Source organism: Amycolatopsis sp. (assembly GCF_025464955.1).
Taxonomy (GTDB): domain Bacteria; phylum Actinomycetota; class Actinomycetes; order Mycobacteriales; family Pseudonocardiaceae; genus Amycolatopsis.
Genome location: NZ_JAODNM010000140.1, coordinates 26,294 through 53,194, shown reverse-complemented (window position 1 = coordinate 53,194; position 26,901 = coordinate 26,294). Strand labels below are relative to the sequence as shown.

At 67.8% G+C, this 26,901-nt stretch carries 23 protein-coding genes and 1 pseudogene; 9 read left to right on the top strand and 15 right to left on the bottom strand.

Features of this window, described 5'->3' with window-relative positions; all coding sequences use genetic code 11:
* Nucleotides 1-13 precede the first annotated feature (13 nt).
* From JWQ81_RS36515 to JWQ81_RS36495, 5 genes and pseudogenes are all read left to right on the top strand, one after another.
* A complete protein-coding gene (locus JWQ81_RS36515) occupies nucleotides 14-1,081 on the top strand; it encodes a helix-turn-helix domain-containing protein (RefSeq protein ID WP_297548885.1) in 1,068 nt (355 codons plus the stop codon).
* 190 nt (nucleotides 1,082-1,271) lie between these two features.
* Nucleotides 1,272-4,649, top strand: a complete 3,378-nt coding sequence (locus JWQ81_RS36510; RefSeq protein ID WP_297548884.1) for a pyruvate carboxylase — start codon at nucleotides 1,272-1,274, stop codon at nucleotides 4,647-4,649.
* 78 nt (nucleotides 4,650-4,727) lie between these two features.
* Nucleotides 4,728-5,510 (top strand): arginase family protein, encoded by a 783-nt coding sequence (locus JWQ81_RS36505; protein WP_297548882.1) that lies wholly within the window; start codon nucleotides 4,728-4,730, stop codon nucleotides 5,508-5,510.
* A gap of 274 nt (nucleotides 5,511-5,784) precedes the next feature.
* A pseudogene (locus JWQ81_RS36500) lies at nucleotides 5,785-5,904 on the top strand (short-chain dehydrogenase); the annotation flags it as partial.
* A gap of 250 nt (nucleotides 5,905-6,154) precedes the next feature.
* Nucleotides 6,155-7,435, top strand: a complete 1,281-nt coding sequence (locus tag JWQ81_RS36495) for a helix-turn-helix domain-containing protein (RefSeq protein WP_297548880.1) — start codon at nucleotides 6,155-6,157, stop codon at nucleotides 7,433-7,435.
* A gap of 97 nt (nucleotides 7,436-7,532) precedes the next feature.
* Here the strand turns inward: JWQ81_RS36495 and JWQ81_RS36490 are convergent, their stop codons facing one another.
* Both JWQ81_RS36490 and JWQ81_RS36485 read right to left on the bottom strand, forming a co-directional pair.
* Entirely contained in the window at nucleotides 7,533-8,957 is a 1,425-nt protein-coding gene (locus tag JWQ81_RS36490) for a hypothetical protein (protein ID WP_297548878.1), read from the bottom strand.
* A 128-nt stretch (nucleotides 8,958-9,085) separates the two neighbouring features.
* Nucleotides 9,086-9,730, bottom strand: coding sequence for a DUF6801 domain-containing protein (locus tag JWQ81_RS36485; RefSeq protein WP_297548876.1), 645 nt, complete (start codon nucleotides 9,728-9,730; stop codon nucleotides 9,086-9,088).
* A gap of 497 nt (nucleotides 9,731-10,227) precedes the next feature.
* Here JWQ81_RS36485 and JWQ81_RS36480 point away from each other — a divergent pair, with 497 nt between their 5' ends.
* Entirely contained in the window at nucleotides 10,228-11,067 is an 840-nt protein-coding gene (locus JWQ81_RS36480) for a hypothetical protein (protein WP_297548969.1), read from the top strand.
* A 55-nt stretch (nucleotides 11,068-11,122) separates the two neighbouring features.
* On the opposite strand, the gene JWQ81_RS36475 is transcribed toward JWQ81_RS36480, so the two are convergent.
* From JWQ81_RS36475 to JWQ81_RS36415, 13 genes are all read right to left on the bottom strand, one after another.
* A complete protein-coding gene (locus tag JWQ81_RS36475; protein ID WP_297548874.1) occupies nucleotides 11,123-11,791 on the bottom strand; it encodes a hypothetical protein in 669 nt (222 codons plus the stop codon).
* Nucleotides 11,792-11,852: 61 nt separating this feature from the next.
* The gene (locus tag JWQ81_RS36470; protein ID WP_297548872.1) at nucleotides 11,853-12,335 is read right to left on the bottom strand and encodes a hypothetical protein; all 483 of its coding nucleotides are present in this window, start codon (nucleotides 12,333-12,335) and stop codon (nucleotides 11,853-11,855) included.
* Between the two features lie 107 nt (nucleotides 12,336-12,442).
* Nucleotides 12,443-12,964, bottom strand: coding sequence for a hypothetical protein (locus JWQ81_RS36465; RefSeq protein ID WP_297548870.1), 522 nt, complete (start codon nucleotides 12,962-12,964; stop codon nucleotides 12,443-12,445).
* A complete protein-coding gene (locus JWQ81_RS36460) occupies nucleotides 12,949-14,154 on the bottom strand; it encodes an MlaD family protein (protein WP_297548868.1) in 1,206 nt (401 codons plus the stop codon). Before JWQ81_RS36460 ends, JWQ81_RS36465 begins: the two co-directional genes overlap by 16 nt.
* Nucleotides 14,154-15,281, bottom strand: coding sequence for an MCE family protein (locus JWQ81_RS36455; RefSeq protein WP_297548866.1), 1,128 nt, complete (start codon nucleotides 15,279-15,281; stop codon nucleotides 14,154-14,156). The genes JWQ81_RS36460 and JWQ81_RS36455 overlap by 1 nt, the downstream gene beginning before the upstream one ends.
* The gene (locus tag JWQ81_RS36450; protein WP_297548865.1) at nucleotides 15,278-16,309 is read right to left on the bottom strand and encodes an MCE family protein; all 1,032 of its coding nucleotides are present in this window, start codon (nucleotides 16,307-16,309) and stop codon (nucleotides 15,278-15,280) included. The genes JWQ81_RS36455 and JWQ81_RS36450 overlap by 4 nt, the downstream gene beginning before the upstream one ends.
* Nucleotides 16,306-17,298, bottom strand: coding sequence for an MCE family protein (locus JWQ81_RS36445; protein WP_297548863.1), 993 nt, complete (start codon nucleotides 17,296-17,298; stop codon nucleotides 16,306-16,308). The genes JWQ81_RS36450 and JWQ81_RS36445 overlap by 4 nt, the downstream gene beginning before the upstream one ends.
* Nucleotides 17,295-18,296 (bottom strand): MCE family protein, encoded by a 1,002-nt coding sequence (locus JWQ81_RS36440; protein ID WP_297548861.1) that lies wholly within the window; start codon nucleotides 18,294-18,296, stop codon nucleotides 17,295-17,297. Before JWQ81_RS36440 ends, JWQ81_RS36445 begins: the two co-directional genes overlap by 4 nt.
* Nucleotides 18,293-19,567 (bottom strand): MCE family protein, encoded by a 1,275-nt coding sequence (locus JWQ81_RS36435; protein ID WP_297548859.1) that lies wholly within the window; start codon nucleotides 19,565-19,567, stop codon nucleotides 18,293-18,295. The genes JWQ81_RS36440 and JWQ81_RS36435 overlap by 4 nt, the downstream gene beginning before the upstream one ends.
* Nucleotides 19,564-20,418 carry an ABC transporter permease gene (locus JWQ81_RS36430; RefSeq protein ID WP_297548967.1) on the bottom strand — a complete coding sequence of 285 codons (855 nt, stop codon included), beginning with the start codon at nucleotides 20,416-20,418 and terminating at the stop codon, nucleotides 19,564-19,566. Before JWQ81_RS36430 ends, JWQ81_RS36435 begins: the two co-directional genes overlap by 4 nt.
* Before the next feature lie 5 nt (nucleotides 20,419-20,423).
* Nucleotides 20,424-21,221: an ABC transporter permease gene (locus JWQ81_RS36425; RefSeq protein ID WP_297548857.1), complete on the bottom strand. Its 798-nt coding sequence runs from the start codon at nucleotides 21,219-21,221 to the stop codon at nucleotides 20,424-20,426.
* 428 nt (nucleotides 21,222-21,649) lie between these two features.
* Nucleotides 21,650-22,648, bottom strand: coding sequence for an LLM class flavin-dependent oxidoreductase (locus JWQ81_RS36420; RefSeq protein WP_297548855.1), 999 nt, complete (start codon nucleotides 22,646-22,648; stop codon nucleotides 21,650-21,652).
* Between the two features lie 55 nt (nucleotides 22,649-22,703).
* The gene (locus JWQ81_RS36415; RefSeq protein WP_297548853.1) at nucleotides 22,704-24,818 is read right to left on the bottom strand and encodes an ATP-binding domain-containing protein; all 2,115 of its coding nucleotides are present in this window, start codon (nucleotides 24,816-24,818) and stop codon (nucleotides 22,704-22,706) included.
* 122 nt (nucleotides 24,819-24,940) lie between these two features.
* On the opposite strand from JWQ81_RS36415, the gene rsmD reads away from it, so the two are divergent.
* The 3 genes from rsmD to JWQ81_RS36400 all read left to right on the top strand — a co-directional run bounded on the left by rsmD (nucleotide 24,941) and on the right by JWQ81_RS36400 (nucleotide 26,865).
* Nucleotides 24,941-25,501 (top strand): 16S rRNA (guanine(966)-N(2))-methyltransferase RsmD, encoded by a 561-nt coding sequence (gene rsmD, locus JWQ81_RS36410; RefSeq protein ID WP_297548851.1) that lies wholly within the window; start codon nucleotides 24,941-24,943, stop codon nucleotides 25,499-25,501.
* A gap of 51 nt (nucleotides 25,502-25,552) precedes the next feature.
* Nucleotides 25,553-26,035 (top strand): pantetheine-phosphate adenylyltransferase, encoded by a 483-nt coding sequence (gene coaD / locus JWQ81_RS36405; RefSeq protein ID WP_297548849.1) that lies wholly within the window; start codon nucleotides 25,553-25,555, stop codon nucleotides 26,033-26,035.
* Nucleotides 26,036-26,133: 98 nt separating this feature from the next.
* The gene (locus tag JWQ81_RS36400; protein ID WP_297548847.1) at nucleotides 26,134-26,865 is read left to right on the top strand and encodes a ribonuclease domain-containing protein; all 732 of its coding nucleotides are present in this window, start codon (nucleotides 26,134-26,136) and stop codon (nucleotides 26,863-26,865) included.
* The last annotated feature ends 36 nt before the right edge of the window (nucleotides 26,866-26,901 follow it).

The window sequence follows — 26,901 nt, the reverse complement described above, 5'->3', positions numbered from 1 at the left end:
CGACGTTCGGCGAGTGGTCGGATCAATTTCCCAGTACTTCGCGGTGTGGCGCAAGATGGCCACCATGACCAATAGTCGCCAGGTGGCCGAATCCCGCCACGGCGAAACCGAGCTCGACGCCATCGGGATCCCGCCGATCGACGGCCTCGTGTACAGCACGCTGATCTCGCATCCGCGCACCAGGGCGGCCGAGCTGGCCGAACAGTGCGGGCTGTCGGCCCAGCAGGTGGCCAGGGCGTTGTCGCGGCTCGCTTCGGGCGGCATGGCCAGCCGGGTCCCCGGACGGCCGGCCCGCTACGTCGCCGCGCCACCCGACATCGCACTGGGAACGCTCGTAGCGGACCGCGCTGCCGAGCTGCGCGGTGCGCGGGCTCGGATCGACAACCTGATGGAGGTGTTCCGCGAGGCGTCCCGGTTCACCCACCCGGCCGAGCTCGTCGAGGTGATCACCGGGATGGACAACATCAGCAGCCGGGTCGCGCAGGTGCAGGAGAGCGCCCGCACGCAGATCCGAGGCTTCGACAAGCCGCCGTACGTCAGCCGCCCCGGCCACAACCACAGCGACGAGCGCCGGCGGATGGCCGGCGGGATTCGCTATCGGGTGATCTACGACCGGGAGGCGATCGCCATCCCGGGTCGGCTGCAGAGCGACATCCTGGTCAGCAGCGCCCAGGGCGAGCGGTCCCGGGTGCGGCCCGAGCTGCCGGTCAAGATGTTCATGGCCGACGAAGAGCTCGCCGTCATCCCGATCAGCTCATCACCGCACGTCGTCGACGCCGCGTACGTCATCCACGCGTCCGCACTGCTCCAGGCGCTGGTCACGTTGTTCGAGGCGGAGTGGGACCGGGCCGTGCCGATGGCCGAAGCGATCGGCGGAGAGGCGTCAGACGCGAGCCTGGACGGCGAGAACAGGACGCTTCTGACGCTGCTGGCGGCCGGGCAGACCGACGCCGGCATCGGTCGTGCGCTCGGCTGGAGCCCCCGGACGACCCAGCGCCGCGTCCAACGCCTCATGCTCGACCTCAACGCCACCACGCGCTTCCAGGCGGGCATGACCGCCAAAGACCGCGGCTGGCTCTGACTGGGGGCTCGGCCAGAACTCGTGAGTGTTCCGGCTGGTTACAGTGTCCTGCGGGACACCCGCACCGGGCAGGCCGGAACACTCACGAGTGTGTGACCATGACGTCCATCACCTGGTACAGAACTCCCGGAGAGCGGGACCGACCAGGTAACGTGCCTCACCTATTCCTCCGTTATGGGAAGGACCGGGCATGTTCCGCAAGGTGCTGGTCGCGAACCGCGGCGAGATCGCCATCCGCGCATTCCGAGCCGCGTATGAACTGGGCGCCGGCACGGTGGCCGTGTTCCCGCACGAAGACCGCAACTCGCTCCACCGGCTGAAGGCCGACGAGGCCTACGAGATCGGCGAAGAGGGGCATCCGGTCCGCGCGTACCTGTCGGTCGAGGCGATCGTCGCGGCTGCTCAGAAGGCTGGAGCGGACGCCGTCTACCCCGGTTACGGCTTCCTGTCCGAGAACCCGGATCTCGCGCTGGCCTGCGAGGAAGCGGGCATCACGTTCGTGGGTCCGAGCGCTCAGATCCTCGAACTGACCGGTAACAAGGCTCGAGCCATCAAGGCCGCGCGTGAGGCCGGCGTGCCGGTGCTCGGCTCCTCGGAGCCGTCTTCGGACATCGACGCGCTGGTCGCGGCGGCCGAGGAGATCGGCTTCCCGGTGTTCGTCAAGGCCGTCGCCGGTGGCGGTGGCCGAGGGATGCGGCGCGTCGAGGACCCGAACCTGCTGCGCGAGTCGATCGAGGCCGCCGCCCGTGAGGCCGAGTCCGCCTTCGGCGACCCGACGGTGTTCATCGAGAAGGCTGTCATCGAGCCGCGCCACATCGAGGTGCAGATCCTCGCCGACGGCGAGGGCAACATCATCCACCTCTACGAGCGTGACTGCTCGGTCCAGCGGCGGCACCAGAAGGTCGTCGAGCTCGCCCCGGCGCCGAACCTGGACCCCGAGCTGCGGGCGCGGATCTGCGCCGACGCGGTCAACTTCGCGCGCAAGATCGGGTACCGCAACGCCGGTACCGTCGAGTTCCTTCTCGACCGCGAGGGCAAGCACGTGTTCATCGAGATGAACCCGCGCATCCAGGTCGAGCACACCGTCACCGAAGAGGTCACCGACGTCGACCTCGTCCAGGCGCAGCTGCGGATCGCGTCGGGGGAGACCCTGGCCGACCTCGGGCTTTCGCAGGACCAGATCTACACGCGCGGTTTCGCGCTGCAGTGCCGCATCACCACCGAGGACCCGGCCAACGGCTTCCGGCCCGACACCGGCGTGATCAGCGCGTACCGCTCGCCGGGTGGCTCCGGGATCCGGCTCGACGGCGGCACGGCGTTCGCCGGTACCGAGATCAGCGCGCACTTCGACTCGATGCTGGTCAAGCTGACCTGCCGCGGCCGCGACTTCAAGACCGCCGTCGGCCGCGCGCGCCGCGCCGTCGCCGAGTTCCGCATCCGCGGGGTGTCGACGAACATCCCGTTCCTGCAGGCCGTCCTCGACGACCCGGACTTCCGCGAAGGCCGGGTGACGACGTCGTTCATCGAGGAGCGACCGCACCTGCTCACCGCCCGGCACTCCGCCGACCGCGGGACACGGTTGCTGACCTACCTCGCTGATGTCACGGTGAACCGGCCCAACGGCGAGCGGCCGCGGTCGATCGACCCGAAGAACAAGCTGCCGGCGCTGGCGAAGAACGCGGAGCCGGCGGCCGGGTCGAAGCAGAAGCTCGACGAGCTGGGCCCGGAGGGCTTCGCGCGCTGGCTGCGGGAGTCGCCGACCATCGGCGTCACCGACACGACGTTCCGCGACGCGCACCAGTCGCTGCTCGCGACGCGGGTCCGCACCAAGGACCTGCTGGCGGTCGCGCCGGTAGTCGCGAACACCGTGCCGCAGCTGCTTTCGCTGGAGTGCTGGGGTGGCGCGACCTACGACGTCGCACTGCGGTTCCTCGCGGAGGACCCGTGGGACAGGCTCGCGCAGCTGCGTGAGGCCGTGCCGAACATCGCGCTGCAGATGCTGCTGCGCGGCCGCAACACCGTCGGCTACACGCCTTATCCGACCGAGGTCACCACGGCGTTCGTGAAGGAGGCGACGAAGACCGGGATCGACATCTTCCGCATTTTCGACGCGCTCAACGACGTCGAGCAGATGCGTCCGGCGATCGATGCCGTCCGGGAGACCGGCAGCGCGGTGGCGGAAGTCGCACTGTGCTACACATCGGACCTTTCGGACCCGTCGGAGAAGCTGTACACGCTCGACTACTACCTCAAGCTGGCGGAGCAGATCGTCGGCGCCGGCGCGCATGTGCTCGCCATCAAGGACATGGCCGGGCTGCTCCGCGCGCCCGCGGCGTCGAGGTTGGTGACCGCGCTGCGCAAGGAATTCGACCTGCCCGTGCACATCCACACGCACGACACCGCCGGCGGCCAGCTCGCGACCTACCTCGCGGCGATCCAGGCCGGGGCGGACGCGGTGGACGGCGCGGTGTCGTCCATGGCCGGGACGACGTCACAGCCGTCGATCTCCTCGATCGTGGCCGCGACCGACCACTCCGAGCGGACGACCGGGCTCAGCCTGCAGGCCATCGGCGACCTCGAGCCGTACTGGGAGAGCGTCCGCAAGATCTACGCGCCGTTCGAGGCCGGTCTCGCGTCCCCGACCGGCCGCGTGTACCTGCACGAAATCCCCGGTGGTCAGCTGTCGAACCTGCGCACCCAGGCCGTTGCGCTCGGACTCGGGGACCGGTTCGAGGACATCGAAGCGATGTACGCGGCGGCGGACCGGATCCTCGGCCACCTGGTCAAGGTCACGCCTTCGTCCAAAGTCGTCGGTGACCTCGCGCTGCACCTCGTCGGTGCCGGGGTCGCCCCGGCGGACTTCGAGGCCGAGCCCAACAAGTTCGACATCCCGGACTCGGTGATCGGCTTCCTGCGCGGCGAGCTCGGCGACCCGCCCGGTGGCTGGCCGGAGCCGTTCCGCACCAAGGCCCTCGAAGGCCGCGCGGCGGCCAAGCCGATGCAGGAACTGTCCACAGAGGACCGTGACGCGCTGGCGGAGAAGCCGAGGCAGACGCTCAACCGGCTGCTGTTCCCCGGACCGACGAAGGAGTTCGAGGCGCACCGGGAGGCGTTCGGGGACACGAGTGTCCTGCCGAGCAAGGACTTCTTCTACGGGCTGCGTCCGGGCGAGGAGTACCAGGTCGATCTCGAACAAGGGGTCCGGCTGATCATCGAACTCGAGGCGATCGGTGAAGCGGACGAACGCGGCATGCGGACCGTGATGTCCTCGCTGAACGGGCAGCTGCGGCCGATTCAGATCCGGGACACCTCGGTCGCGTCCGACCTGCCGGTGACGGAAAAAGCCGACAAGGCCAACCCGAAGCAGGTCGCCGCGCCGTTCGCCGGCGTCGTCACGCTGCAGGTCGCCGAGGGCGACCAGGTGGCGTCCGGGGCGACGGTCGCGACCATCGAGGCGATGAAGATGGAAGCGTCGATCACCGCGTCGGGTGCCGGCAAGGTGTCCCGGCTCGCGATCAACTCCGTCCAGCAGGTCGAAGGCGGGGATCTCCTCCTCGTCCTGGAGTAGTGGGCATCTCTGCACCCGGGAGAGCGCCGCTAGAGTTCCGAGCGGCGCTAGGGGTGTCAGTTCCGTTAGCCTGGGTAGATGCTGGTCAACGCGGTGCCGCAGGGGCAGGGGGCGGTCGGGCCCCGGGCGGGGGAACTCGCGGAGGGGTGTCTCGCGCTCGGCGAGTTCGTCGGGCGGGTGCTCGGGGAGCCGGTGCACCATGTGCCGCAGGGTAAGACGACGTCGTCCACTGTGGACGGCGTCGTGAACCGGGCGGCGCTGCTGGAGAATCGGGCCGCCCAGCTCGCCGCGCTGGAGGCACCCGCCGGGCCTGTGCTGACGGTCGGCGGAGACTGCGGAGTCGAGCTGGTCCCGATCAGCGTCGCCCGCTTTCGTTATGGCATCGGTCTCAAGGTCGCGTGGTTCGACGCGCACGCGGACCTGAACACCGCCGCCGGCTCGCCGTCGGGCGCGTTTCACGGCATGGTCCTGCGTTCGCTCTTCGGCGAGGGCGATGCCGAGTTCGCCGCGAGTCCTCCACTCGAGCCCAGTAACGCAGTCCTGTTCGGTACCAGGGTTTTTGACCCTGAGGAGCGAGACGCGCTCGACCGCGGACTCGTCAGCCAGGCGCCGGGCAGTCTGCGCGGGGCCGAGTATGTGTATTTGCACTTGGACCTCGACGTCCTCGATCCCGGCGAGTTCTCCGGCATGAACTACCCCGAGTCCGGTGGGATGTCCATCGTCGAGCTGGTCGACGCCATCGGCGGGCTGGCAGGCTTCGAGGTCATCGGCGCGGGTATCACCGAGTGTGTCGCGACAGGTTCGGAGCTGCACGTGCTCGAACCGGTTATCCGCGCCATCGGTGCGCTGCTCAAACCCTGACCAGGTTCGACTCGATGACCGGACGCGGCGGGCGCATCCGAAGCCGGGTGAACACGATCACCGCGACCAGCACCCAGGGTCATCACTGAGGCTTTTCCGGGGCGCTAAGGGCGATACAGGAGTTGCCACCGCAACTCGCCGTCGAGTTGCGGTGCTGAGCGTCTGCAACGATCGCAACTCGCCGTCGAGTTGCGGTCCTTGTGCGCGCGGGTTACGCGCGTGTGCAACGAGGGCACTTTTGTGGAAGAGTGCCCACGCGTCGTGACCCGCACAGATGACAGCAAGAGCGCTCAATGTGCCCATGGGCAGGCCCGGCACGCCCGAGGACGCCGCCGAACTCATCGTGTTCCTCGGCTCCGAGCGCGCCAGGTGGCTGACCGGAGCTCACTACCGGGTCGACGGCGGCAGCATTCCCGTCGTCCGAGCCGGGAAATCTCACCTGCGGCCGTTTGTACCACTGTGTGCGTGCGTTTGGTGGGTCGGTTGTCATCCTCGAGCAGCGACGGTGTGTGAACTTGTCACATCGGTGACAAGAAATCGGTTTCTTCTGCGAGAGGTGACACATTTCGGGCTAGTTTCACGATGTGTCGGGTGTCACCCCGCGACGATGCGGTGCGGACTCTGGGCGGAGCAAAGGAGCTGCGATGTCGGTGGAGCGCGGACTCGAGCAAGTTCCGCCGCCCGCGGCGCTGCCGCGCAAACTCGCCGACATTCTGCGTCCCGAGCTGTCCAGCCTCGCGGCCGAGATCGTCGAGGAGATCCGGTCGTCGATTCCGGCGTACGCGCGGCCGCTCGACGGCCCGTACGGCAAGTCGATCCGGGCCGGCGTCGAATACGCGATCACCCTGTTCGTGGCGCAGATCGCCGACCCGAGTGTGTCGAAGGAACCCTCCCACGAAGTGCATCACCGGCTCGGCCAGAACGAGATGCGCGAGGGTCGCAGCCTCGACACGCTGCAGTCGGCGTATCGCGTCGGCGCGAGGGTTTCCTGGCGACGCATGATGCGGGTCGGCAGGCGCAGCGGGCTTTCGTCGGCGGTGATGTCCCAGCTCGCCGACGCGATGCTCGGCTTCATGGACGAGCTGGCGTCGGTGGCGCTCGACGGCTACCTGGAGGCCAAGGCCTGCACCGCCGGCGCGCTGGACAGCTGGCGGCGCAAACTGTTGCAGCTCATCCTGGAAGTCCCTGCCGCGCCGTCGAAAGCCATCTCCGAACTCGCGCAGCTGACCGGTTGGCCGGTGCCCGACGAAGTCACCGCGGTCGCCGTCCAGCCCGGCGAGCTGGGCCATCCACGACGCCGTGCCGTGGTGGATTCCGACATCCTCGCCGAACTCGACGGCGTCGAGCCGAGACTGGTCGTGCCCGGCAAGATGAGCGGCGCCAGACTGGCCGCCCTGCAGGCAGCATTCCCGGAATGCCGCCTCTCCGTCGGTCCGCTCGTCGGCCTGGAGTCCGCCGCCGACTCGCTCAGATGGGCGCGCAGCACCCTCGCGATGGCCGAACGTGGCGTCATCCCGGCCCGGCGGGTCATCTGGTCCGATCAGCACCTGTCGACGCTCTTGCTCAGTTCTGACACCAACCTCGTCGAACGCTTGCGGTCTCGTCTGTTCGGCCCGCTCGACGGCATGACCGAGAAGCAGCGCGAGCGCATGCTCGAGACGTTGCGGGCGTGGCTGGAAACCCAGGGCAGCGTGCTGGACATCGCCGAGCGGCTCAAGGTGCACCCGCAGACCGTCCGGTACCGCATGCGGCAGCTGCAGGCGACGTTCGGCGAGCAGCTCCAGGACGCCGGCACCCGGTTCGACATGGAACTCGTCCTGCGCGCCGACGCCGTCCGCGGGCTGACCACGCAGACGTGGTCGCCCTACCCGATCTCGGAACTGCTCCCGGCGCCGCGCAAGAGCGCACAGTGGCTGGCGAACTGAACTGCTCCGGCCGAGACCAGGACTCGTGAGTGTTCCGGCACGCCCAGGTGCGGGTGTCCCGCGAAGAACAGTAACCAGCCGGAACGCCCACGAGCGTCTACCTGCGGGCCGGTGTGGCAGGCGGCGGTTGGCAGACCCGGTGATCGGGATCGAGGCAGGGCAAGAGGTTTTCGGTGTCCACTTCGGCCTGGTTGCCGTCGCCGGACGACATGCCGGTGAAGATCTTGCTGAGCGGTTCGGTGGTACCGCAGCCGGTGAACCCGGGCAGCACGAAGCCCCGGTACTTCGGGTCCGGTGAATTCGGGTCCGTGCTCAGGGTGCCAATGCCGAAGGGGTCGTATGGCCCTTCGACGTCGATCTTCACCGGTGACTCGGTCCGGCAGTGAGGACCGACGTCCAGCGGGACGCCGTTGATCTCGACGTTGCTCAGCCGGGCGTTCACCTCGATATGCGACGTGGCGTTTCCGTTGGTGACGATCGCGCTGAACGGGATGAGCGAGGCGCCCTCGGCCACCGGCAGGAATTCCGCCGTCGCCGTGACCGGTACGAAGCCGAAGCCGAGGAACGTGACCTGGGTCGGCGGAACTTTCACCCCGCCGACCGCGATCAGGGCGTCCTCGTTCACTCCGTAGATCGACACGAGACCGTTGAGCAGCATGGTCGGCTTAGTGGTGGTCTTCGCCCCGAGTCGCACCACTTCCGCCTTCGTCACCACCTTGACGATGCTGAGCACCGCGACGGGCGGGCCGATGGGCGGCGGGTCGGCGCCGAGCGCGTTGGTCGCGCTCTTGCCACTTGCGGCCGGGATTGCGGCGGCGGCGCCGAGGACGGTGTTCTGGCCGGCGTCGAGCGGGCAGGAGATCCGGGTGGCCGGCGTTCCGTCATTGGTGGCCGCAGTCTCGCCCGAGGCCAGGGCGAGCGTAGGCCCGCTGAGCGCGAACTCCGTTACGCCGACGGCGTTCATCACGAACCGCGGGACCTCGCCGGTCGCTCTCACGGCTATGTCACCGGTCGCGGGAATGGCGGTCGACGCGATGGTGAGTGGTACGGGAATGTGCTGCTGCTTGCCGTTCTGCACCGCGACGAGGTCGACTTCGAGCCCGCCGGACAATGCCGTGGGCTCGGTGTTGGGTGCGGTAGTCGCGGCAGGGCCTGCCGGAGTCGTGGAAAGGACCGTCGACGAAGGTGTGTCGGACGGCGGTGGAGACTGTGACATCGTCGGAGGTGTCGTGTTGCTGCGAGGTGCGGGCAGCAGTCCGACGACCCCTCGCGGCAGCGTGAACTTCATCGAGAAGGAAGTGATCTTCGTAGGTGCGCCGAGGGTGATCGTCGGTGGAAGGACCGCAGACGTCTCCAATGACACCTGCTGAGAGCCCAATGCCGCGCCGAAGGCGCAAGTGCCGGTGACGGTCCTGGCCGACACGCGTTCGCCCGGCTTGGCCGTGTTCACGTCACCGCCGGTGGCCGCCGACCCGACCCCGGTGCACACCGAGACCAAGCCGAGCGCGGTCAGTACGGTCAAGGCACGCACCGATTTGCTGCGGCTGACGCGACCTGTCATATAAGTGTTCTCCCGAAGCGAGGAAAGCGGAACCGCGGCGGCGGGGTGGCCGGGCTCGCCGTTCGCCTGGTCACCCCGCCGCCCCGGCACTACGGCGTGATGGTGATCGACGGGCTGAACGCGGTGTTCTGCGCCGGCGAAGTCACCTTCAGGGTGCAGTTCATCGTGAACGCGGTCCACGTGTTAGCGGACTTCTTGTGGAACTCCAGCGCCGCGCTGAGCGGGGTGCCGAGTGACAGGGTGGCCGAGCCGGGTGCGCCGGCGGTGAACGCCGGGATGGTCGACCCGGCGTCCTGGGAGATGGTGACCGTGATGCCGCCGCCGGTCGGGTAGATCGCCTGCGGGACGTTGAGGTTCGCGGCGACGCCGCCGTTCGACAGTGTGCCACCGGTACCAGTGACCGGGACGTTCGCCTTGCCGCGAATACCGTCGTAGCCGACGGCCGTCAGCAGCGTGTGGACGGTGGCCGAGATCGACGCGGTGCCGCCGACGTTCGCCGGCGTGGTGACCGAGCCGGTCGCGACCGAGTCGGGCGCGTCGAGGTGGGCCGTGACGGCGACCGGCTGTGCCGAGATGCCGGGGAAGGTGCAGGTGTAGGTGACCGCGGTGGGCACCCCGGCCTGGTAGGTGACCGTGCTCGCCGAAGCCGTGCCCGCGCCGAGCAGCGCCACCGCTCCGGCGATCGCCGTGGCGGTGGCCACCTTGGTCGAAATTCTTCCGATTCTGCGGGACATACCTGTTATCTCCTTTGATCCAGTTTACGTCTCGAAAGTAGATTCCCCACGTGTTCTCCGGCAGAATTCGACCAGCCAATCGCTGTTGCGGATTCGTTGATCCGAAAGGCGTGGGAGGTTGGGGAACTCGCACCCCGACTGCCGGACTCAGCTGCCGAAAACGAGGTTACCCGTGAGTTGTGTTCGTAACAAGGCTTCGGGTGCGCCCGCGGTGCCGGCCGGGTACTGAACCGGTTCTTTTGTGGTTCGGCGCTCAAGTGTCGCGCGGGTTTTATCGGTTCATGACAAAGATGCCATGGTTGGCGCGCTGTGCGGTGCCGCCAGGTTACCATTTGCGATCTTGGTTCGGTGAATCGAATTAATCGCCCGGCAGAAAAGAGGGTATCGTGTCCGGTGATTTCGACAATCGGCGGGTGACACGGCGTAGCGGGGCTTATCTGGCGGCCGCCGTTCTGGTTGCTCCATTGCTCTGGCCGACCGCTGCGACCGCTGCCGCGGTGACGGGCTGTGTCGTCGGCTGGGGCGACGGCAGCTACGGCCCGGTACCGCCGGCTGCCTTTTCCGGCGTATCGGCGATCTCGGCGGGCACCCTCGACGGTCTCGCTCTCAACGGCGGGAGCGTGCTCGCCTGGGGCGACAACAACTTCAGGGAGACCGAAGTCCCGGCCGCAGCGACTTCCGGGGTGAGCGCGATCGCTTCGGGCTGGGGCCATGAACTCGCACTGAAGAACGGCAAGGTCATCGCGTGGGGCAACGACTGGAACGGGCAGATCGACCTCCCGGCCACCGTGGCCTCGGGGGTGACCGCCATTTCCACCAGCGGCCAACACAGCCTGGCGCTCAAACAGAACGGCCAGGTGATCAGCTGGGGTTCCCGCACCGACGTGCCCGCGTCGGCTACTTCCGGCGTGTCGGCGATCTCGGCGGGCGGTGACCACAACCTCGTGCTGAAGGCCGGCAAAGTCATTGCCTGGGGCGACAACACCTATGGGCAGACGACCGTGCCGACGGCCGCCACGTCGGGCGTCAGCGCGATTTCGGCGGGGTTCAACCACAGCCTGGCGCTGAAGAACGGCCAGGTGATCGCCTGGGGACAAGACAATGTCGGCCAGACTAACGTCCCGCCCGGACTCACCGGGGTGGTCGCCGTCGACGCCGGTTGGAATCACAATCTCGCGCTCCTCGCGGATGGCAAGCTGGCCTGGTGGGGTAGCGATCTCGCCGGTGAGACCGATGTGGTCGCGACCAGTTCGCTCGCCGCGGTCTCGGCCGGCGGTTCGAAGAGCCTGGTACTCCAGAACCCGGGAGATCCGACGTTCTGCACACCGCCCGCCTGACCTCGCGGCACACGGCAGGGGGCGATGCCGTCGTGGTCGCCCCCCGCCGCGGTCTTCAGCTGTTGTTCGAGGCCAGGTCCAGCGCGATCGTGTTGCCGGAGCCTGAAACGAGCGCCCCCAACGCGATGTCCGCGATGAAGCAGTTATTGAAGGACGGGATGGTGTACGTCCCGGTCACCCGGAACGACGGCGCGAAGATGTCGACGTTCTTGGCGGTCAGGTTGAGGTCGATCGGGGTGACCGTCTTGCACGCGCCCGGCACCGTCGGCAGCGGGATGATCGGGACGAGCGGGCCGACCCAGATGTCGCTGATCGCCATGGTGGCCGTGGCGTGGGTGTTCAGGTCGCCGTTGGCGATCGAGCCGGTGATCGGCGCGGTCGGGGTGATCGTCACCGTCGCCTTGATCTTGAAGATCCCGGACACCAGCGAGATGTTCGCGGTGGCAGGCGGCAGCGTCAGGTCGGCGCTCAGGCCGACCGCGCCGGTGTCGTTGTTGATGAGGAGGTTCCCGTTCAGCGCACCGGGGCCCAGCGTCATGGCGCTACCGGTCTTCGCGACCGTGGTGGACCCGGTCACCTTGTAGGACACCGGGATCGGGACTACGTCGTCGGCCGAGGCCGGGGCGACGATCACCGTGGTCATGGCGATCCCGACGGCCGCGGCGACCGCGGTCAACCTGCCGATCCGTCTCTTGCTGTTTTTGGAGCGCAGTGAAGACAACATCCTTACTCTCCTAGGGTTATCTCGTAGTGACTGGTTTGCCGAAAATCCTGAGGCGGAATTGTCAGCGCGGTGCCAGATCGGTGATGACCCAGGTCCCGTCCTGCCGTTCCGCGGTGACCGAAAGCTGCGATGCCGCCGCGCTGGTCGTATTCGTGTCGGTCCTCGTCGCCGACTGGTCGAGAAATACCAGGAGTTGCGCGTGATCGGCGTTCAGTGATTGGACCGCCGAATTGACGACCCGGGTGGAAAGCACGAGTTTCTGCCGCGGCGCCATTTGCCGGACCTGGGCGAAGAGCTGATTGTAGGTAGCCAGCGCCTTGCCGCGCAGTACGTTCGCCGCGGCTTGTTCGGTGACCTCGGTCTTGTCATAGGAATAGGAGAAGATCCTGTTCAGCGCCAGCGTGATCGACGAATTCACTTCGGCCGTCGCGCCGGTAACCACGAGCGCCTGGTTCTGCGACGCGCCAGACGAGCGGATCGAGTCGGATTCCAGGGTGAACCACGCGCCGAACCCCGCCAGCAGCAGTGCGACGACGGCGAGCACCCAGGGGAGACGGGCACCCCGCTTGGCCTCGGCGGAGACGTCTGCAGCGTCTTCAGCAACCGCAGTAACTTTGGCGACGTCGGTTTCCGCGAACTCCTCGGTCGTCGTCATGACGCACCCACCGGGACCTGGTCGAGCGCGCTGAGCTTCCAGCCCGCGCCGGTCCGCGTCAGCTGGGCGGCGAACCGGTTGCGCTTGGTACTGGGCGCCGCACCGGTCTTCGCGATGGTGATCTCGACCGACGCGAGCATCTTCGCGCTGCCGGCATGCTCGTCGAGGTCGTTGATCGCGGCGTCAAGCACCTTGCCCGTCGCGACCGTGCCCTCGGCGGCCAGCGCCTTCTTGGTCTTGTCGTCGGTGCCCGCGAGCTGGTCGTGCAGCGGGCCGGTGGTGTCGCCCAGCCAGCTCGCGATGCCCGCGTCGACCTGGTGGTAGTCGAGGCTGCTCAGCGCCGCCACCTGGGCACGCCCGGCCGTCAGCGCGGCGTCACGGGCGCCCGCGTAGGCCAGCGAGTCGTCGTGCGACGCCTGGAACCACGACCAGCCCGACCAGCCGGCGAACACGGCCGCGGCCGCCAGGACCGAGATGGCTCCGGCCAGGGCGTGTCTGTTCTTCACTTTCCCAGCCACAGCATCTCCTCGAGGCTTGTTGAGTCCGACGGCAGATCCGCGAGGCCAAGCGGGCCGGCCAGCCCACCCGGCTTCACCGCGTCCGGGACACCGGCGTGCGGCGCGTTCTGCGAACCGCGCACCGAGGTCGGGTCCCCATACGGGAGCGTGCACGACGCGGCGGTGTTGAACGGCAATGGCGAGAGGTCCGTGCTGCCGCGGTATTGCGTGCTTCCGTAGCCCTGACGGCACGGCAGCGGGTCGTAGAAGCTCAGTACCAGCGACAGGTGCCCGCCGTCCGGGGTGATCGCGGCCGAGGTCGACGCCACCGCCTTCGGCACGTTCACCAGCAGCTGCTGCAATCCGGCCGTCCTGGCGGAGAACACCTCGGACGTCGTGAGCAGGTTCGCCACCAGTACCGAAAGCCCCGGCGTGTTGTCCTGCAGCAACCCACTCAGCTGGGTGGACGCCCCCGGTGTGCTCGCGATCAGCTTGCGCAGGTCACCGTCCGAACTGGACAGCTGCGCGGCGAACGACTTGGCGCTGCCGGCGAAGGTCCGCCACTCCTGCGACGAGTCGACTTGCGTACGCAGCACGGTCGCGCCGTCGTTGATCAGCGTCGAGGTCTCCGGCAGGTGCTGGTTCGCGGTCTGCGTGAACGACGTTGCCGAGTCCATCAACACCTGCAGGTTCGGTCCGGCGCCCTGCAACCCGGCGTCCAGCTCGTTCACCACGATCCGCAGCGAGCCGGTCGGGACGGACCCGGTGAACGCGCTCAGGTTCCCCAACAGATCCTGGACGGGCAGCGGCAGCGTCGTAGACTCGCGCGGGATCACCGAACCGGCGCCGAGGAACGGACCGGCGCTCGTCCGCGGCTGCAGGTCGACGTACTGCTCGCCGACGGCCGACCGGTTGGCCACCACGGCCTGAGAGTTCGTCGGGATCTGCGGAGCGTCGCTCTCGATGAGCAGGTCGGCCTCCATCCCGGTCTGGGTGAGCCGGAGTTCCCCGACCCGGCCGACCGCGACCCCGCGGTAGGTGACCTCGCCGTTGGTGAACAGCCCGCCGCCGTCGGTCAGCTCGAGCTTGACGGTGTAGCGGCCGCCGAACACCTTTCCGAGCCCGGCGTAGTTCGCGCCGATGAAAGCCATGGCCACCAAGGCGATGACGATGAAGGCGAGTACCTGGACGCGGATCTTCGCGGTGAGCATCAGCGGTTCCCTCCGGCCACGGAAGGCGTCCCGGAGGGCAGGGTGGTTACCGGCCCCGAGGCCGGCAGCGGCATCGGTGGCCCGTCGCCCGGTGGGACGCCCTCGCCCGGCGGCGGCAGCGGCACCCCGGACGCCGGGGTGACACTCAGGAAGGTGTTGAGGTAGTCGCCCTTGATCCCCGGCAATACGGCGTCGGTGAACGGGAACGTCGGCAGGATCTGCAGGGCGTTCGGCAGGTCGTCACCCGCGTCGGCGAGCCGCTGCAGGATCGGCGCGAGCGAGTTCAGGTCCGCGACCAGGTCGTCTTTGCTCTTGGTGATGGTGTCGACGGCGACCCCTGACAGCTGGTCGAGCGAGTTGAGCATCGCCACGAGCTGGGTGCGCTGATCCGCCAGCGTCTGCAGGCCCGGGGTCAGGTCCGTCAGCGCTCCGGAGATCTGGGTGTGCCGGTTCGCGAGCGTCACCGACAGCTGGTTGAGGCCGTCGAGGGCGTCGGTGATATCGCCGCGGTGTGCGTCCAGATTGGACGTCAGAGTGTCCACTCCGGACAGGAACGAGCGGATCTGCTGCTCGTTGCCGGTCATCACCTTCGCCAGCTCCTGGTTGATCGTCTGCAGCTGCCCGATGCCGCCGCCGTTGAGCAGCAGCGACAGGGCGCCGAAGACCTCTTCCACCTCAGGGTTGCGGTTGGTGCGCACCTGCGGGATCGTCGCGCCGTCCTTGAGCCGGTTGCCGTCCGCGACCGGCGTCGCCTTGGCCGTTCCGTCGGTGGGCGCGGCCAGCTCGATGAACTTCTCCCCGAGCAGGCTCGATTGCCTCAGCGCGGCGGTCGCGCCGGCGGGCAGGACGACGTCGCCGTTGATGTCGAGCACGGTCTCCGCGGTCCAGCCGTCGGTGCCGAGGCGGATCGTCTCGACCCGCCCGACCGGGACGTCGCCGACCTTCACCGCGGCCTGCGGCACCAGGTCGAGTACGTCCGCGAACTGCACGGTCACGTGATACGGATGACTGCCGAGGTCTGCGCCGCCGGGCAGCGGCAGGTCGTAGACACCCTTGAACCCGCCCGAACACGACGTGAGGACCGCGCAGCAGGCGAGCGCGGTCGCGGCTGCCCAGGCGCGCTTCACCGTCCGCCTCCCTGGGTGGTGACGGGCGGGTCGGTCATCGGCAGGGGCAGCCCCGGCGTCAGGTAGTCCAGCAGGTCACCGCGACCCTGCAGCGTCCCGGTCTTGGGGTCGAAAGCGTTGAGCACGTTGGTGACCGCCAGCGGTGCGGTGTCAAGCGTCTCCGCGAGTGACGCGCGCTGCTTGACCAACGTCTGCGTGGTCACCACCAGATTGTCTACATTGGACTTGATGAGCGCGCGGTTGTTTTTGATGAAGTCCTGGATGTCGGCCAGCGCACCGCCGAGCGTGTTCAGAGCCCCGGCGAGCTCGGTGCGGTTCTGTGCCAGGTTGCTCGTCACCGCGGCCAGCTGCTCGTTGACGCTGGACACTTGGTTATCGTTACCTGCCAACATAGTGGTGAATTTCTGCAGCTCGTCGACCGTGCCGAAAAGATCGTTCTTGTTACCCGCCAACGTTCGCGCCAAGTCAGCGAAGTTGGCCACCGTCTGGTTGAACGCCTGGCCGTTGCCCTGCAGGTTCGCCGCGCCGGTGTTCAGCAGCTCGGACAACGCGCCGCTTTTGTTGGCTCCGTTGGGCCCGAGCGCGCTGGTGAGGCTGTTCAGGCTCGCGTAGAGCTGGTCGAGTTCGACCGGGGTGCCCGTGCGGTCGACGTCGACGACAGCGTCGTTCTGCAGCTGCGGCCCCGAACCGGCGAGCTTCGAGAACTGGACGTACCGGTCGGCCACCACGCTCGGCGCGACGACGAGCACGTTCGTGTCCGCCGACACCGGTACCTTTCCGCTGTAGCTCATGGTGACCTCGACCTGCTCACCGCGTGGCGTGACGGAGTCGACCTCGCCGATCTTGACGCCCAGCAGCCGGACGTCGGAGCCGGCATAAACCCCGACCGCGCGGGTGAAGTACGCGGTGACCTTCTTGTCGCCGCTGCCGGAGAAGATCCACCAGAGCCCGCCGATCACGACCAGCGCGAGCACGGCGGCGACCGCGACGAACCGGGTCAGCCGGACCTGGGAGCGGGTCGTGTTCATCCGGGACTCCCGATGGTCTTGGGTGGGGTGCAGGATTTCCGGTTGTCCGGCAGGAGCCCGCACAGGTAGGAGTCGACCCAGCGCCCGTTGCCGGCGCTGTTGTTCAGCACCCGGAAATACGGCCCGGCGAGCTGCAGGCTTTTGTCGAGATTGTCGTTCTGCTGCTTGAGAATCCCGGTGACGGCGTTCAGGCCGGCCAGTGCCGGGTTGAGCGCGGCCTGGTTGTCGTGGACCAGCCCGGTCAATTGGGTGCCGAGGTTCCGCGCGCCGACCAGCAGCAGGTGGATGGAGTCGCGCCGGTTGGCCAGCTCGGTGAGCAGCTGGTTCCCGTCGTTGATCAGCTTGTCGAAGTCGCCGTCGGACGCGGCGAGCGTGCCGGTGATCTTGTGCGCGTTGGTGAGCAGGTCCGCAAGCTCGTTGTCACGGGAGGAGATCGTCTTCGACAACGACGTCAGCCCGTCGAGCGCGGTCCTGATCTGCGCGGGGGAGTTCTTGAACGTGTCGCTGATCGCGCGGAAGCTTTCGGCGAGCTGGTTGGTGTCGATCGCGCCGACCGTCTCAGCCAGGCCGTTGAACGCCTCGGTGACGTCGTACGGCGTGATCGTCCGGGTGAGCGGGATCGTCCGCCTCGGGTCCTGATCGGTGTCGCCGAGCGGGCTCAGCGACAGGAACTTGCGGCCCAGCAACGTTTTGATCTTGATCTGCACCGAGGTCTTATCGCCCACCCAGGCGTCTTTGACCTTGAACTTCACCAGCACGTGGTCGACGTCGAGGTCCACGCTTGCGACCTCGCCGACCTTGATCCCCGCGATGCGGACCTCGTCGCTGGACTGCAGCCCGGCGGCTTCGGAGAAGTCGGCGGAGTACGTCGTGCCCGAGCCGACGATCGGCAGGTTGTCGAAGTTGAACGTCGCGGTGAGCACCGCGGCGAGGACGACGCTGCCGACGGCACCGAGGACTAACGGGTTGCGCTCACGGAAGGACTTCACGGCTGGCACCTCGCAGCGGTGACGGGGACGCCCCGCGGGGGAGTGGTCCGCAGGGTCGCGCTGCACAGGTAGAAGTTCATCCACGAGCCGTACGAACCGAGCTTGCCGATCTGGTTGAACTTCTCCGGCAGCAGGTTGAGGAACTGGTCGAGCTGGGGCGAAGCCGTGGCCAGGTTCTGCGACAGTTCGCCGAGCCCGCTGATACTCGCCTTCAGCGGCGGCCGCGCGGCTTCGAGCAGCCCGGAGGTCGCGGTCGAAAGGTCGGCGATGCCGGAGATGGCGTCGCCGATCGATGCCCGGTCGCCGGCGAGCCCGGACACCAGCTGGCGCAGAGTCGAGATCAACGTGGACAGCGAGTCGCCCTTCGAGTTGATGTTCTTCAGCACCGAGTCGAGGTTCGTGATCACGCTGCCGATCACCTGGTCGCGGTCGGCGAGGGTGGAGGTGAGTGAACCGGTGTGGCTGAGCAGGTCTTCGACCGTGCCGCCCTCGCCCTGGAGCACCTGGACGATCTCGCCGGAGAGCTGGTTGACGTCGTTGGGCGAGAGGGCCTGGAAGAGTGGTTTGAAGCCGTTGAATAGGTCGGTCAGGTCCAGCGCGGGCGTGGTGCGTTCGAGCGGGATCTCGGCGCCCGGCGCGAGCACCGCCGTGGTGTCCGGACCGCGGACCAGCGCGATGTACCGCTGGCCCACCATGTTGCGGTACTTGATCACCGCGGTCACGTCGGCGGGCAGCTTGCGCCCGCGGTCGACGGAGAACCCGACGCGCGCAAAGCTGTGCCGGCTGATCCCCAGCGACTCGACCTGCCCGACGCGGACCCCGGAGATGCGGACGTCGTCACCGACGTTCAGCGCCGTGGCGTCGGTGAACGTCGCGCCGTACTCGTCGGTGTCGCCCAGTCCGGTATTGGTGATCGAGATCGCCAGCAGGGTGGTCGCCAGCGCGGTGACGGCGATGAAGATCAGTGCCTTGATCAGCGGGCCCACGAAGTTTCTCACCGGACGGTCACCTGCGTTCCCCGGTAGAGCGGGCCGACCAGCACGCTGCTCCACGCCGGAACCTGGCTGGTGGGGACGCCGAGTGCGGGCGCGGTCAGGGTGGCGATGAGCTCGCGTTCCTGGGGCGAGTTCGCGACGCCGAGATCGCCGGCACCGCCGGGCATCAGCGGCTGGGCGTCGCTTCCCGGCGCGACGGCCGCGGTTCCGGTGGTCGGCACGACCCCGCTCGGGTAGCACCGCGGGCCGCCCGACGCGTTGTACACCGGGTCGTCGCGGCCGGGCACGTACTTCCCGCGCGACTGCGTGACCTGGACGTCCACGTGCAGCCCCGGTTCGTTCGTGCCCTTGCCGAGCACCTTGTCCATCGACGGCTCCAACGCCGTCATCGCTTTGAGGGTGCACGGGAAGCTGGGGGAGTACTCCGCGGCGACCTGCAGCGGCGCGCGGCTGTCCGCGGCGAGCCCGATCAGGTTGACCTGGTTGTTCTTCAGGAACGTCTGGATGTCCTGTGCGGACGACGTGACCTGCGGGTACAGCGCCGCGAGGTCGGCCTGCTTCTCTTTGACGGTGGCGAGGGTGACCGCCGAGCTGGTGAGCGCGTCGAGCAGGTCCGGCGCGATGTCGCCGTACAGCTTGCCGGCCGTGGCGAGGTCGCGCATGCCCTGGTCGAGCTTCGGCAGGTCGGGGTTGAACTGGTCGAGGTAGTTGGCGGCCTGCGTGATGGTGTCGCCCAGTTGCTTGCCACGGCCCTGCAGCGCGCCGGCGACCGCGGTCAACGTCGTCGCGAGCTTCTGCGGCTGCACGGCCTGCAACACGGGCAGCAGGTTGTCGAACACCTTCTCCAGCTCGACCGCGTTCGACGAATGGTCCTGGTTGATGACGTCGCCCGCGGCCAGCTTCGGGGCGCTGGACGCCTCGGGAATGGACAACTGGACGTAGCGCTCGCCGAAGAGCGTCTTCGGGACCAGCAGTGCGGAGACGTTCGTCGGCAGCCACTGGACCTTGTCCGGTTCCATCGCGAGGTCGATTTCCGCGCCGTCGGAAGTGCTGCGGAGGCCCCGGATCTCACCGACGACGACCCCGCGCGCCTTGACGTCCCCGCCGGCCTGCAGCTGGTTGCCGATCGTGTCGGTCTTCAGCGTCACGGGCACTTCGGCCACGAAGTCCTTGTTGTAGATCATGATCGACAACGTCACGAACGCGGTGAGCACCACGAGGAACAGGACGCCGGCCGTCCGGACACCCCATTTGCGCAAGCCCTGGCGCTTCATCCGGCGATCTTCACGGTCGTCGTCGCGCCCCAGATGGCGAGGCTCAGGAAGAAGTCGAGCACGCTGATCGCGACGATCGCGGTACGGACGGCGCGGCCCACGGCCACGCCCACACCGGCCGGCCCGCCGCTGGCGCGGAACCCGTAATAACAATGGGCGAGCACGATGACGATACTGAACACCAATACCTTGCCGAATGACCAGAGCACGTCCCCGGGTGGCAGGAACAGTCTGAAGTAATGGTCATAGGTGCCGGCCGATTGGCCGAACCCCCAGATCGTCACCTGCCGCGACGCGAGATACGACGTCAGCAGGCCGATCGCGTACAACGGGATCACCGCGACGAAACCGGCGATGATCCGGGTGGTGACCAGGTAGGGGATACTCGGAATGCCCATGACCTCGAGCGCGTCGATCTCCTCGGAAATGCGCATCGCGCCGAGTTGGGCGGTGAAACCGCAACCGACCGTCGCCGACAGTGCGAGTCCGGCCACCAATGGCGCGATTTCGCGGGTGTTGAAATACGCGGAGACGAATCCGGCGAAAGCCGCGGTGCCGACCTGGTTGAGCGCCGAATACCCCTGCAGCCCGACGACCGTGCCGGTGAACACCGTCATCCCGACCATCACGCCGATCGTGCCGCCGATGACGGCGAGCGCGCCGGTGCCGAAGCTGACCTCCGCGAGCAGCCGCGTGATCTCGCGGAGGTACCGGCGGATCGCGCGCGGCGCCCAGGCCAGTGCCCGCAGGTAGAACAGGATCTGGTCGCCGAGGGAGTCGAGGAAGCCGAACTGCTTGTCGATCGTTCCGCGGAGGCGCTCGCCCCTGGAACCGGTGCCGGTCGTCACCACTGGGGTCACATCCCCTTCGGTGGAACGAGCTGCAGGTACAGGGTGCTCAGCACGACGTTGATCAGGAACAGCAGCAGGAACGTGATGACGACCGACTGGTTGACGGCGTCCCCGACGCCCTTCGGGCCGCCCTTGGGGTTCAGGCCGCGGTAGGAGGCGACGATCGCGGCGACGAACCCGAAGATCAGGGCCTTGATCTCGCTGATCCACAGATCGGGCAGCTGCGCCAGCGCGGAGAAACTCGCCAGATACGCGCCGGGGGTGCCGTGTTGCATGATGACGTTGAAGAAGTAGCCGCCCAGCACGCCGACCACGCTGACCATGCCGTTGAGGAACACCGAAACGCCCATGGCGGCCAGCACCCGCGGCACGATCAGGCGCTGGACCGGGGAAACCCCGAGCACTTCCATCGCGTCGATCTCTTCGCGGATCGTGCGGGAACCAAGGTCGGCGCACATCGCCGAACCTCCGGCGCCGGCGATCAGCAGCGCCGTCACGATCGGGCTGGCCTGCTGGATGATCGCGAGCACACTCGCCGCGCCGGTGAACGACTGCGCGCCGATCTGCGTGGTCAGCGAACCGAGGTGCAACGCGATCACGGCGCCGAACGGAATGGCGACCAACGCGGTCGGCAGGATCGAAACACTCGCGATGAACCAGAACTGCTGAATCAATTCACGGGCCTGGAACGGGCGTTTGAACAAGCACCGGACGACGTCGAGGCCGAGCGCGTACAACCGCCCGGTTTCCCGTAGTGCCGCCGCTCCCGGAAACGAAGATGACCCGGAGGTCCTGATTCCCACGCCGACCTCCCCCGTCTCGGTCAATACCGCTGGGCCGAATGGCGGAAGGCTGTTACCGTGCCATTCATTACTCGTCGGTACGCTAACTTTGCGGGAGAGTTGTAACAAGAACTTCGCCGTTATCCGATGGTTACGGCCTGGTAACCCCGGCTTTTTTGTCAGGGAGTGACAATTTTTCCGAACGCCTTTGTCGGCAGGTGACCGCTACCGCCCCCGCCGCCATTTCTTATCCGATCCTGACAAATTTCGCCAGCGACCCATAATTAATCCCCCACCCCAATTATGCCCGCGCGCTCCGCCGCGAGTCCCACACTCACCGACGACGAGTCCCACGTTCAGCGCGGCGAGTTGAACGTGGGGAGGCCGAGATGGCGAGTTCCGGCTCACCGCAGCAAGAACTGGGGCGGGGGTGGACGTGAGTTGGCGGGTTACGCGGTGCGGAGGGTGGAGACGAGGTCGTACGAGTGGCGGCGGTCGGCGTGGTCGTGGACCATCGTGGTGATCATGAGCTCGTCGGCGGCGGTGTCGGCCAGCAGGGTTTCGAGGCCCTTGCGGACGGTTTCCGGGGAGCCGATGATGTTGCTGTCGAAACGCTCCTCGATGAACAGCCGGTCCATCTCGGTGTACGGGTAGTCCGCGGCCTGCTGCGGGGTCGGCAGGGGGATCGGACGGCCGCTGCGGAGGCTGAGGAACGTCAGCCCGCTCGGGGCGGCGAGCCACTGGGCCCGCTCGTCGGTGTCGGCGGCGATGACGGACACGCCGAGCATCACGTACGGCTCCTGCAGCACCTCGGACGGCCGGAACGCGTTCCGATAGATCTGTACCGCCGGGATCGTGTTCTGCGCGCTGAAGTGGTGCGCGAACGAGAACGGCAGACCCAGCGAGCCGGCGAGCTGCGCGCTGAAGCCGCTCGAACCGAGCAGCCACACCGGCGGCTTGTTGCCTTCGGCCGGGGCGGCGCGCACGGCGTGCCCCTCACCCGGTTCGAAGTAGCCGATCAGCTCGGCAAGCTGCTGCGGGAAGTTCTCCGCCGAAAGTCCACCGGGCCCGCGGAGCGCGAGCGCCGTCCGCTGGTCCGTGCCCGGCGCGCGGCCGATACCGAGGTCGATCCGGCCGGGGTGGAACGCCTCCAGCGTGCCGAACTGCTCCGCGACGACCAGCGGCGCGTGGTTCGGCAGCATCACGCCGCCGGAACCGACGCGGATGGTCTTCGTCGCCGCGGCGACCTCGCCGATCAGCACGGCGGTCGCCGAACTGGCGATCCCGGGCATGTTGTGGTGCTCGGCGAGCCAGTAGCGGTTGAAGCCCAGGCCTTCGGTGTACTGCGCCAGATCGACGGAGTTGCGGAGCGCCATCCCGACGTCGCCCCCGCTCACGATCGGCGAGAGGTCGAGCACGGACAGCGGCACGTCAGACAAAGAGGTCACACCGGTGACAACGCGCGCCAACCCGGAACCCTTCCCTGATGTGACCGGATGTGACCTAGTGCGGCAGCCAGTCCGGGTTCGAGGCGAGGACGGTCAACTGCTGGGTCGCGCGGGTGAGCGCGACGTAGAGCACCCGACGCCCGGTGGTGGACTCGGTGACCAGGTCCATCGGCTCCACCAGGACCACGGCGTCGTACTCCAGGCCCTTCGAGTCGAGGCTGCCGACGACCTTGAGCCGCTCGTCGGCCTGCCCGGCCAGCCAGCCTTCGACCTCGGTGACCCGTTCCATCGCGGTGATGACGCCGACCGTGCCCTCGACGCTGTCGATCAGCTCCTTGGTCGCCGCCTGCACCGCGCCTTCCAGCCCGAGCGCGTCGACCATGCGGACGTCGGGGCCGATCCCGGTGTTGCGGACCGCGTGCGGCAGGTCGTCCGCCTCGGCGTGCCCGGCGACGACCTTGGCCGCCAGGTCGAAGATCTCCGCCGAGTTCCGGTAGTTCGTGCGCAGCGTGAACCGGCGGCGGGCGGCGCTGGTGCCGAAGGCGTGGTCACGCGCCTGCGCGGCCTCCTCCGGGTCCGGCCACGAGCTCTGCACCGGGTCGCCGACGACGGTCCAGCTCGCGTACTTGCCGCGCCTGCCGACCATCCGCCACTGCATCGGCGAAAGGTCCTGCGACTCGTCGACGACGACGTGGGAGTACTCGTCGTAGTGCGAGGGACGGTGTGTCCCGCTGCCGCTGCGCGACGGGTGCTCCTCGACCGGCTCCTGCGAACGGCGGCGCTTGGGCTCCGGCCCGATCAACACCCGCAGCTCGTCGAGCAGCGCGATGTCGGCCACCGACCAACCCCTGGACCGGTCCGCCATCGAGGCGGCCAGCATCGAGATCTCGTGGCGGTTGAGCAGCCCCTTGGCCGCCGCCGCGAGCCGCGGCTCGTCGCCCATCCAGCGCAGGATCTGCGCCGGGTACAGCACGGGCCACCACTCGACGAGGAACCGGTGGAACTCGATCCGCTCGCCGAGTTCGTAGACCAGGTCGGCCTTCTCGAAACTCTTGCCGTCTTCCTTCGCGTGCTGCTCCGCCTTGGCCGCCAGCGTGTCCAGCAACGCCTCCGCGGCCCGGATCCGCGACCGGTTGGGCGGCCCGCCGTGGCCGTGCACCTTGCGGCGCACCTTCTCCAGCTCGCGCGCGTCGAGCTTGAGGACTTCGCCGCGGTAGACGATGCGCATGTCCTTCGGCGCGTCCGGCGGGGTCTCCCGCAGCGCCCGCAACAGGACCTTCCGCATCCGCAGCGACCCCTTGACCGCGGCCAGTGGCGCCGGGTCCTGGCGCGTCGCCTCAAGCCCGTCGAGCACCTCGCCGAGCGCGCGCAGTTCGACGTTCGTCTCACCCATCGACGGCAGGACCCGCTCGATGTAGCTGGTGAACACCCCCGACGGCCCCACGACGAGGACGCCCGCGCCGCCGAGCTGACGCCGATAGCGGTAGAGCAGGTATGCCGCGCGGTGCAGCGCGACGGCCGTCTTCCCGGTGCCCGGCCCGCCGGTGATCTCGGTGACCCCGCGCCACGGCGCCCGGATGACCTCGTCCTGTTCCTTCTGGATGGTGGCGACGATGTCGCGCATCTTCTCGCCGCGCGACCGGCCGAGGGCGGCCATCAAGGCGCCTTCGCCGATGATCTGCATGTCCGCGGGCACGGCGTCGGCGATGAGCACGTCGTCGTCGACGTCGAGCACGTTCTGCCCGGAGCAGCGGATGACGCGTCGCCGGACCACCTCCATCGGCTCCTCGGCTGTCGCCTGGTAGAACGCCGCCGCCGCGGGCGCGCGCCAGTCGGTGACGAGGTTGTCGAACTCCGAGTCTCGGATGCCGAGCCTGCCGACATAGATCGTTTCGGTGGCGAGATGGTCGAGGCGTCCGAAGACGAGGCCCTCGTACTCGGCGTCGAGCGTCTGCAGGGTCTGGTTGGCGTGGAAGACCATCATGTCCCGCTCGAAGAGCATGGACGCCTGTTCGAAGATGGCTTCCCGGCCGGCCCCCATGCCGATTTCGTACCCTTTCGAGCGCATGGCTTCGGCTTGGGTGCGCAACTCGGCGAGCCGGGCGTACACCCGGTCCACGTGGGTCTGCTCGATGGCGATCTCGGCCCGTCTGACCCGAGGTTCGGACACGCAACGCTCCTAAAATGCTCAACCGCCTTCGAGGGCGAAGAACGACTCTACGCGTCGGGTGTGACGCCTTCATCAAGAGCCGACGAACACCACAACCGCGCCGGGCCTGCGAAGATGCGACGGTGACCAGGATCGTGGCCGGTTCCGCCGGCGGGAGACGGCTCAAGGTGCCGCCGAAGGGCACGCGGCCGACGTCCGAACGCGTGCGCGAGGCGCTGTTCAACGCGCTCGAAGTGGCTGGTGAGCTCGACGGCTCGCGTGTGCTGGACCTCTATGCAGGGTCAGGCGCGCTCGGCCTGGAAGCCCTGTCCAGGGGCGCGTCGGACGCGATGTTCGTCGAGGCGGACAGACGCGCTGTCGACGTACTGAAGAGCAACGTCGCCGCGCTGGGACTCGGCGGGACAGTGCGCTCGGGCCAGGTCGAGGTCGTAGTAGCGACACCCGCGGGCACGCCGTACGACGTCGTGATCGCCGACCCGCCCTACGCCGTCGACTCCGCCGGGCTGGGCACCGTGCTCGCTTCGCTCGCTTCGGGCGGTTGGCTGGCCATCGGCGCGCTGGTGATCATCGAGCGCGCCACCCGCGACGGCGAGCCCGACTATCCGTCCGGTTTCGCGCCGATCCGCGTCAAGCGCTACGGCGATACCGCCCTGCACTGGGCGGAATTCATCGGGACTGTGTGACGCTCCTGTCACGAACGCGCGCGGGGCCTCCCGCCTTGGTAGCGTCCGCGCATGCGGCGTGCGGTCTGTCCCGGTTCTTATGATCCAGCGACCAACGGCCACCTCGACATCATCGAGCGGGCCTCCCACCTCTTCGACGAGGTCGTGGTCACGGTCATGGTCAACAAGAGCAAAAAGGGCCTGTTCTCCATCGAAGAGCGGATGGAGATCCTCCGGGAGACCACCTCGGACCTGCCCGGCGTCCGGGTCGACTCCTGGCACGGCCTGCTCGTCGACTACTGCCGGCAGAACGACATCATCGCCATCGCCAAGGGCCTGCGCTCGGTCAGCGACTTCGACTACGAGCTGCAGATGGCCCAGATGAACCGCGAGCTGTCCGGGATCGAAACCCTGTTGATGGCGAACAACCCGACTTATGGCTTCGTGTCCAGTTCGCTGGTCAAAGAGGTCGCGACGTTCGGCGGGAACATCGAACACCTCGTCCCGCAGGCGGTCTTCAAGAGGCTCACCGAACGGCTCTCCAGGCGCGATTAGCCCGATCGGCCGCATACGTTCGTAGGGCATTTGGCCGCAGCAACAAGTGTTAACTCGTGAGCCTCCTCACGATCATCCGATCGGGTTACGGTCCGAAAATGACCAACAACAAACGATCGCGAGTAGCCGCCCTCCTGCTTGCCCTTGTCATGACCTTCTTCGGCGGAGTGGGTCTCGCCGAAGCCTCGCCGGCCGCCCCCGCGGCTCCGGCAGCCCCGTCAGCTCCCGCGCAGAACTCGTGTGGGGACGTTTCCGGGTTCAACCACGCCGCGCTGTCGAGCCTCCCGGCGCAGGCGACCACGACGTACAACCTCATCCTGCAGGGCGGGCCGTTCCCGTACCCGAAGAACGACGGCGTCGTGTTCACCAACGTCGAGCAGATCCTCCCGTCCTGCGCCTCGGCGTACTACCACGAGTACACGGTGCCGACGCCCGGCGCGTCGAACCGCGGCACCCGCCGCATCATCACGGGCAAGGCCGGCGAGTTCTTCTACACCGGTGACCACTACAAGACGTTCTCCGTGATCGACGTCAGCGGTGGCGGCGGTGGCGGTGGCGGGACCAAGCAGTGCGGTGATACCTCCGGGCTGACCCAGGTCGGTCTCTCGACGCTGTCGTCCGCGGCGCAGTCCGTGGTCAGCGACGTCCAGGCGGGTGCCTCCGGCGCGGTCTACCAGAACCGCGAAGGCGTCATCCCGGCCTGTGCCGCGAACTACTACGAGCTGTTCCCGGTCGGCACGTCCGACCGCGTGATCTCCGGCAAGGGCGGCGAGCTCTTCTACACCCCGGACAAGTTCGTCACGTTCAAGGCCATCGACCTCACCAGCTGATCCGTGCAACCTCCCGTGCCTCCTCATCCGTGAGCT

Coding starts and splice junctions, on each gene's coding strand:
- JWQ81_RS36510 (WP_297548884.1), top strand. CDS start 1,272: ATGTTCCGCAAGGTGCTGGTCGCGAACCGCGGCGAGATCGCCATCCGC.
- JWQ81_RS36505 (WP_297548882.1), top strand. CDS start 4,728: ATGCTGGTCAACGCGGTGCCGCAGGGGCAGGGGGCGGTCGGGCCCCGG.
- JWQ81_RS36495 (WP_297548880.1), top strand. CDS start 6,155: ATGTCGGTGGAGCGCGGACTCGAGCAAGTTCCGCCGCCCGCGGCGCTG.
- JWQ81_RS36485 (WP_297548876.1), bottom strand. CDS start 9,730: ATGTCCCGCAGAATCGGAAGAATTTCGACCAAGGTGGCCACCGCCACG.
- JWQ81_RS36475 (WP_297548874.1), bottom strand. CDS start 11,791: ATGTTGTCTTCACTGCGCTCCAAAAACAGCAAGAGACGGATCGGCAGG.
- JWQ81_RS36460 (WP_297548868.1), bottom strand. CDS start 14,154: ATGCTCACCGCGAAGATCCGCGTCCAGGTACTCGCCTTCATCGTCATC.
- JWQ81_RS36450 (WP_297548865.1), bottom strand. CDS start 16,309: ATGAACACGACCCGCTCCCAGGTCCGGCTGACCCGGTTCGTCGCGGTC.
- JWQ81_RS36435 (WP_297548859.1), bottom strand. CDS start 19,567: ATGAAGCGCCAGGGCTTGCGCAAATGGGGTGTCCGGACGGCCGGCGTC.
- coaD (WP_297548849.1), top strand. CDS start 25,553: ATGCGGCGTGCGGTCTGTCCCGGTTCTTATGATCCAGCGACCAACGGC.
- JWQ81_RS36400 (WP_297548847.1), top strand. CDS start 26,134: ATGACCAACAACAAACGATCGCGAGTAGCCGCCCTCCTGCTTGCCCTT.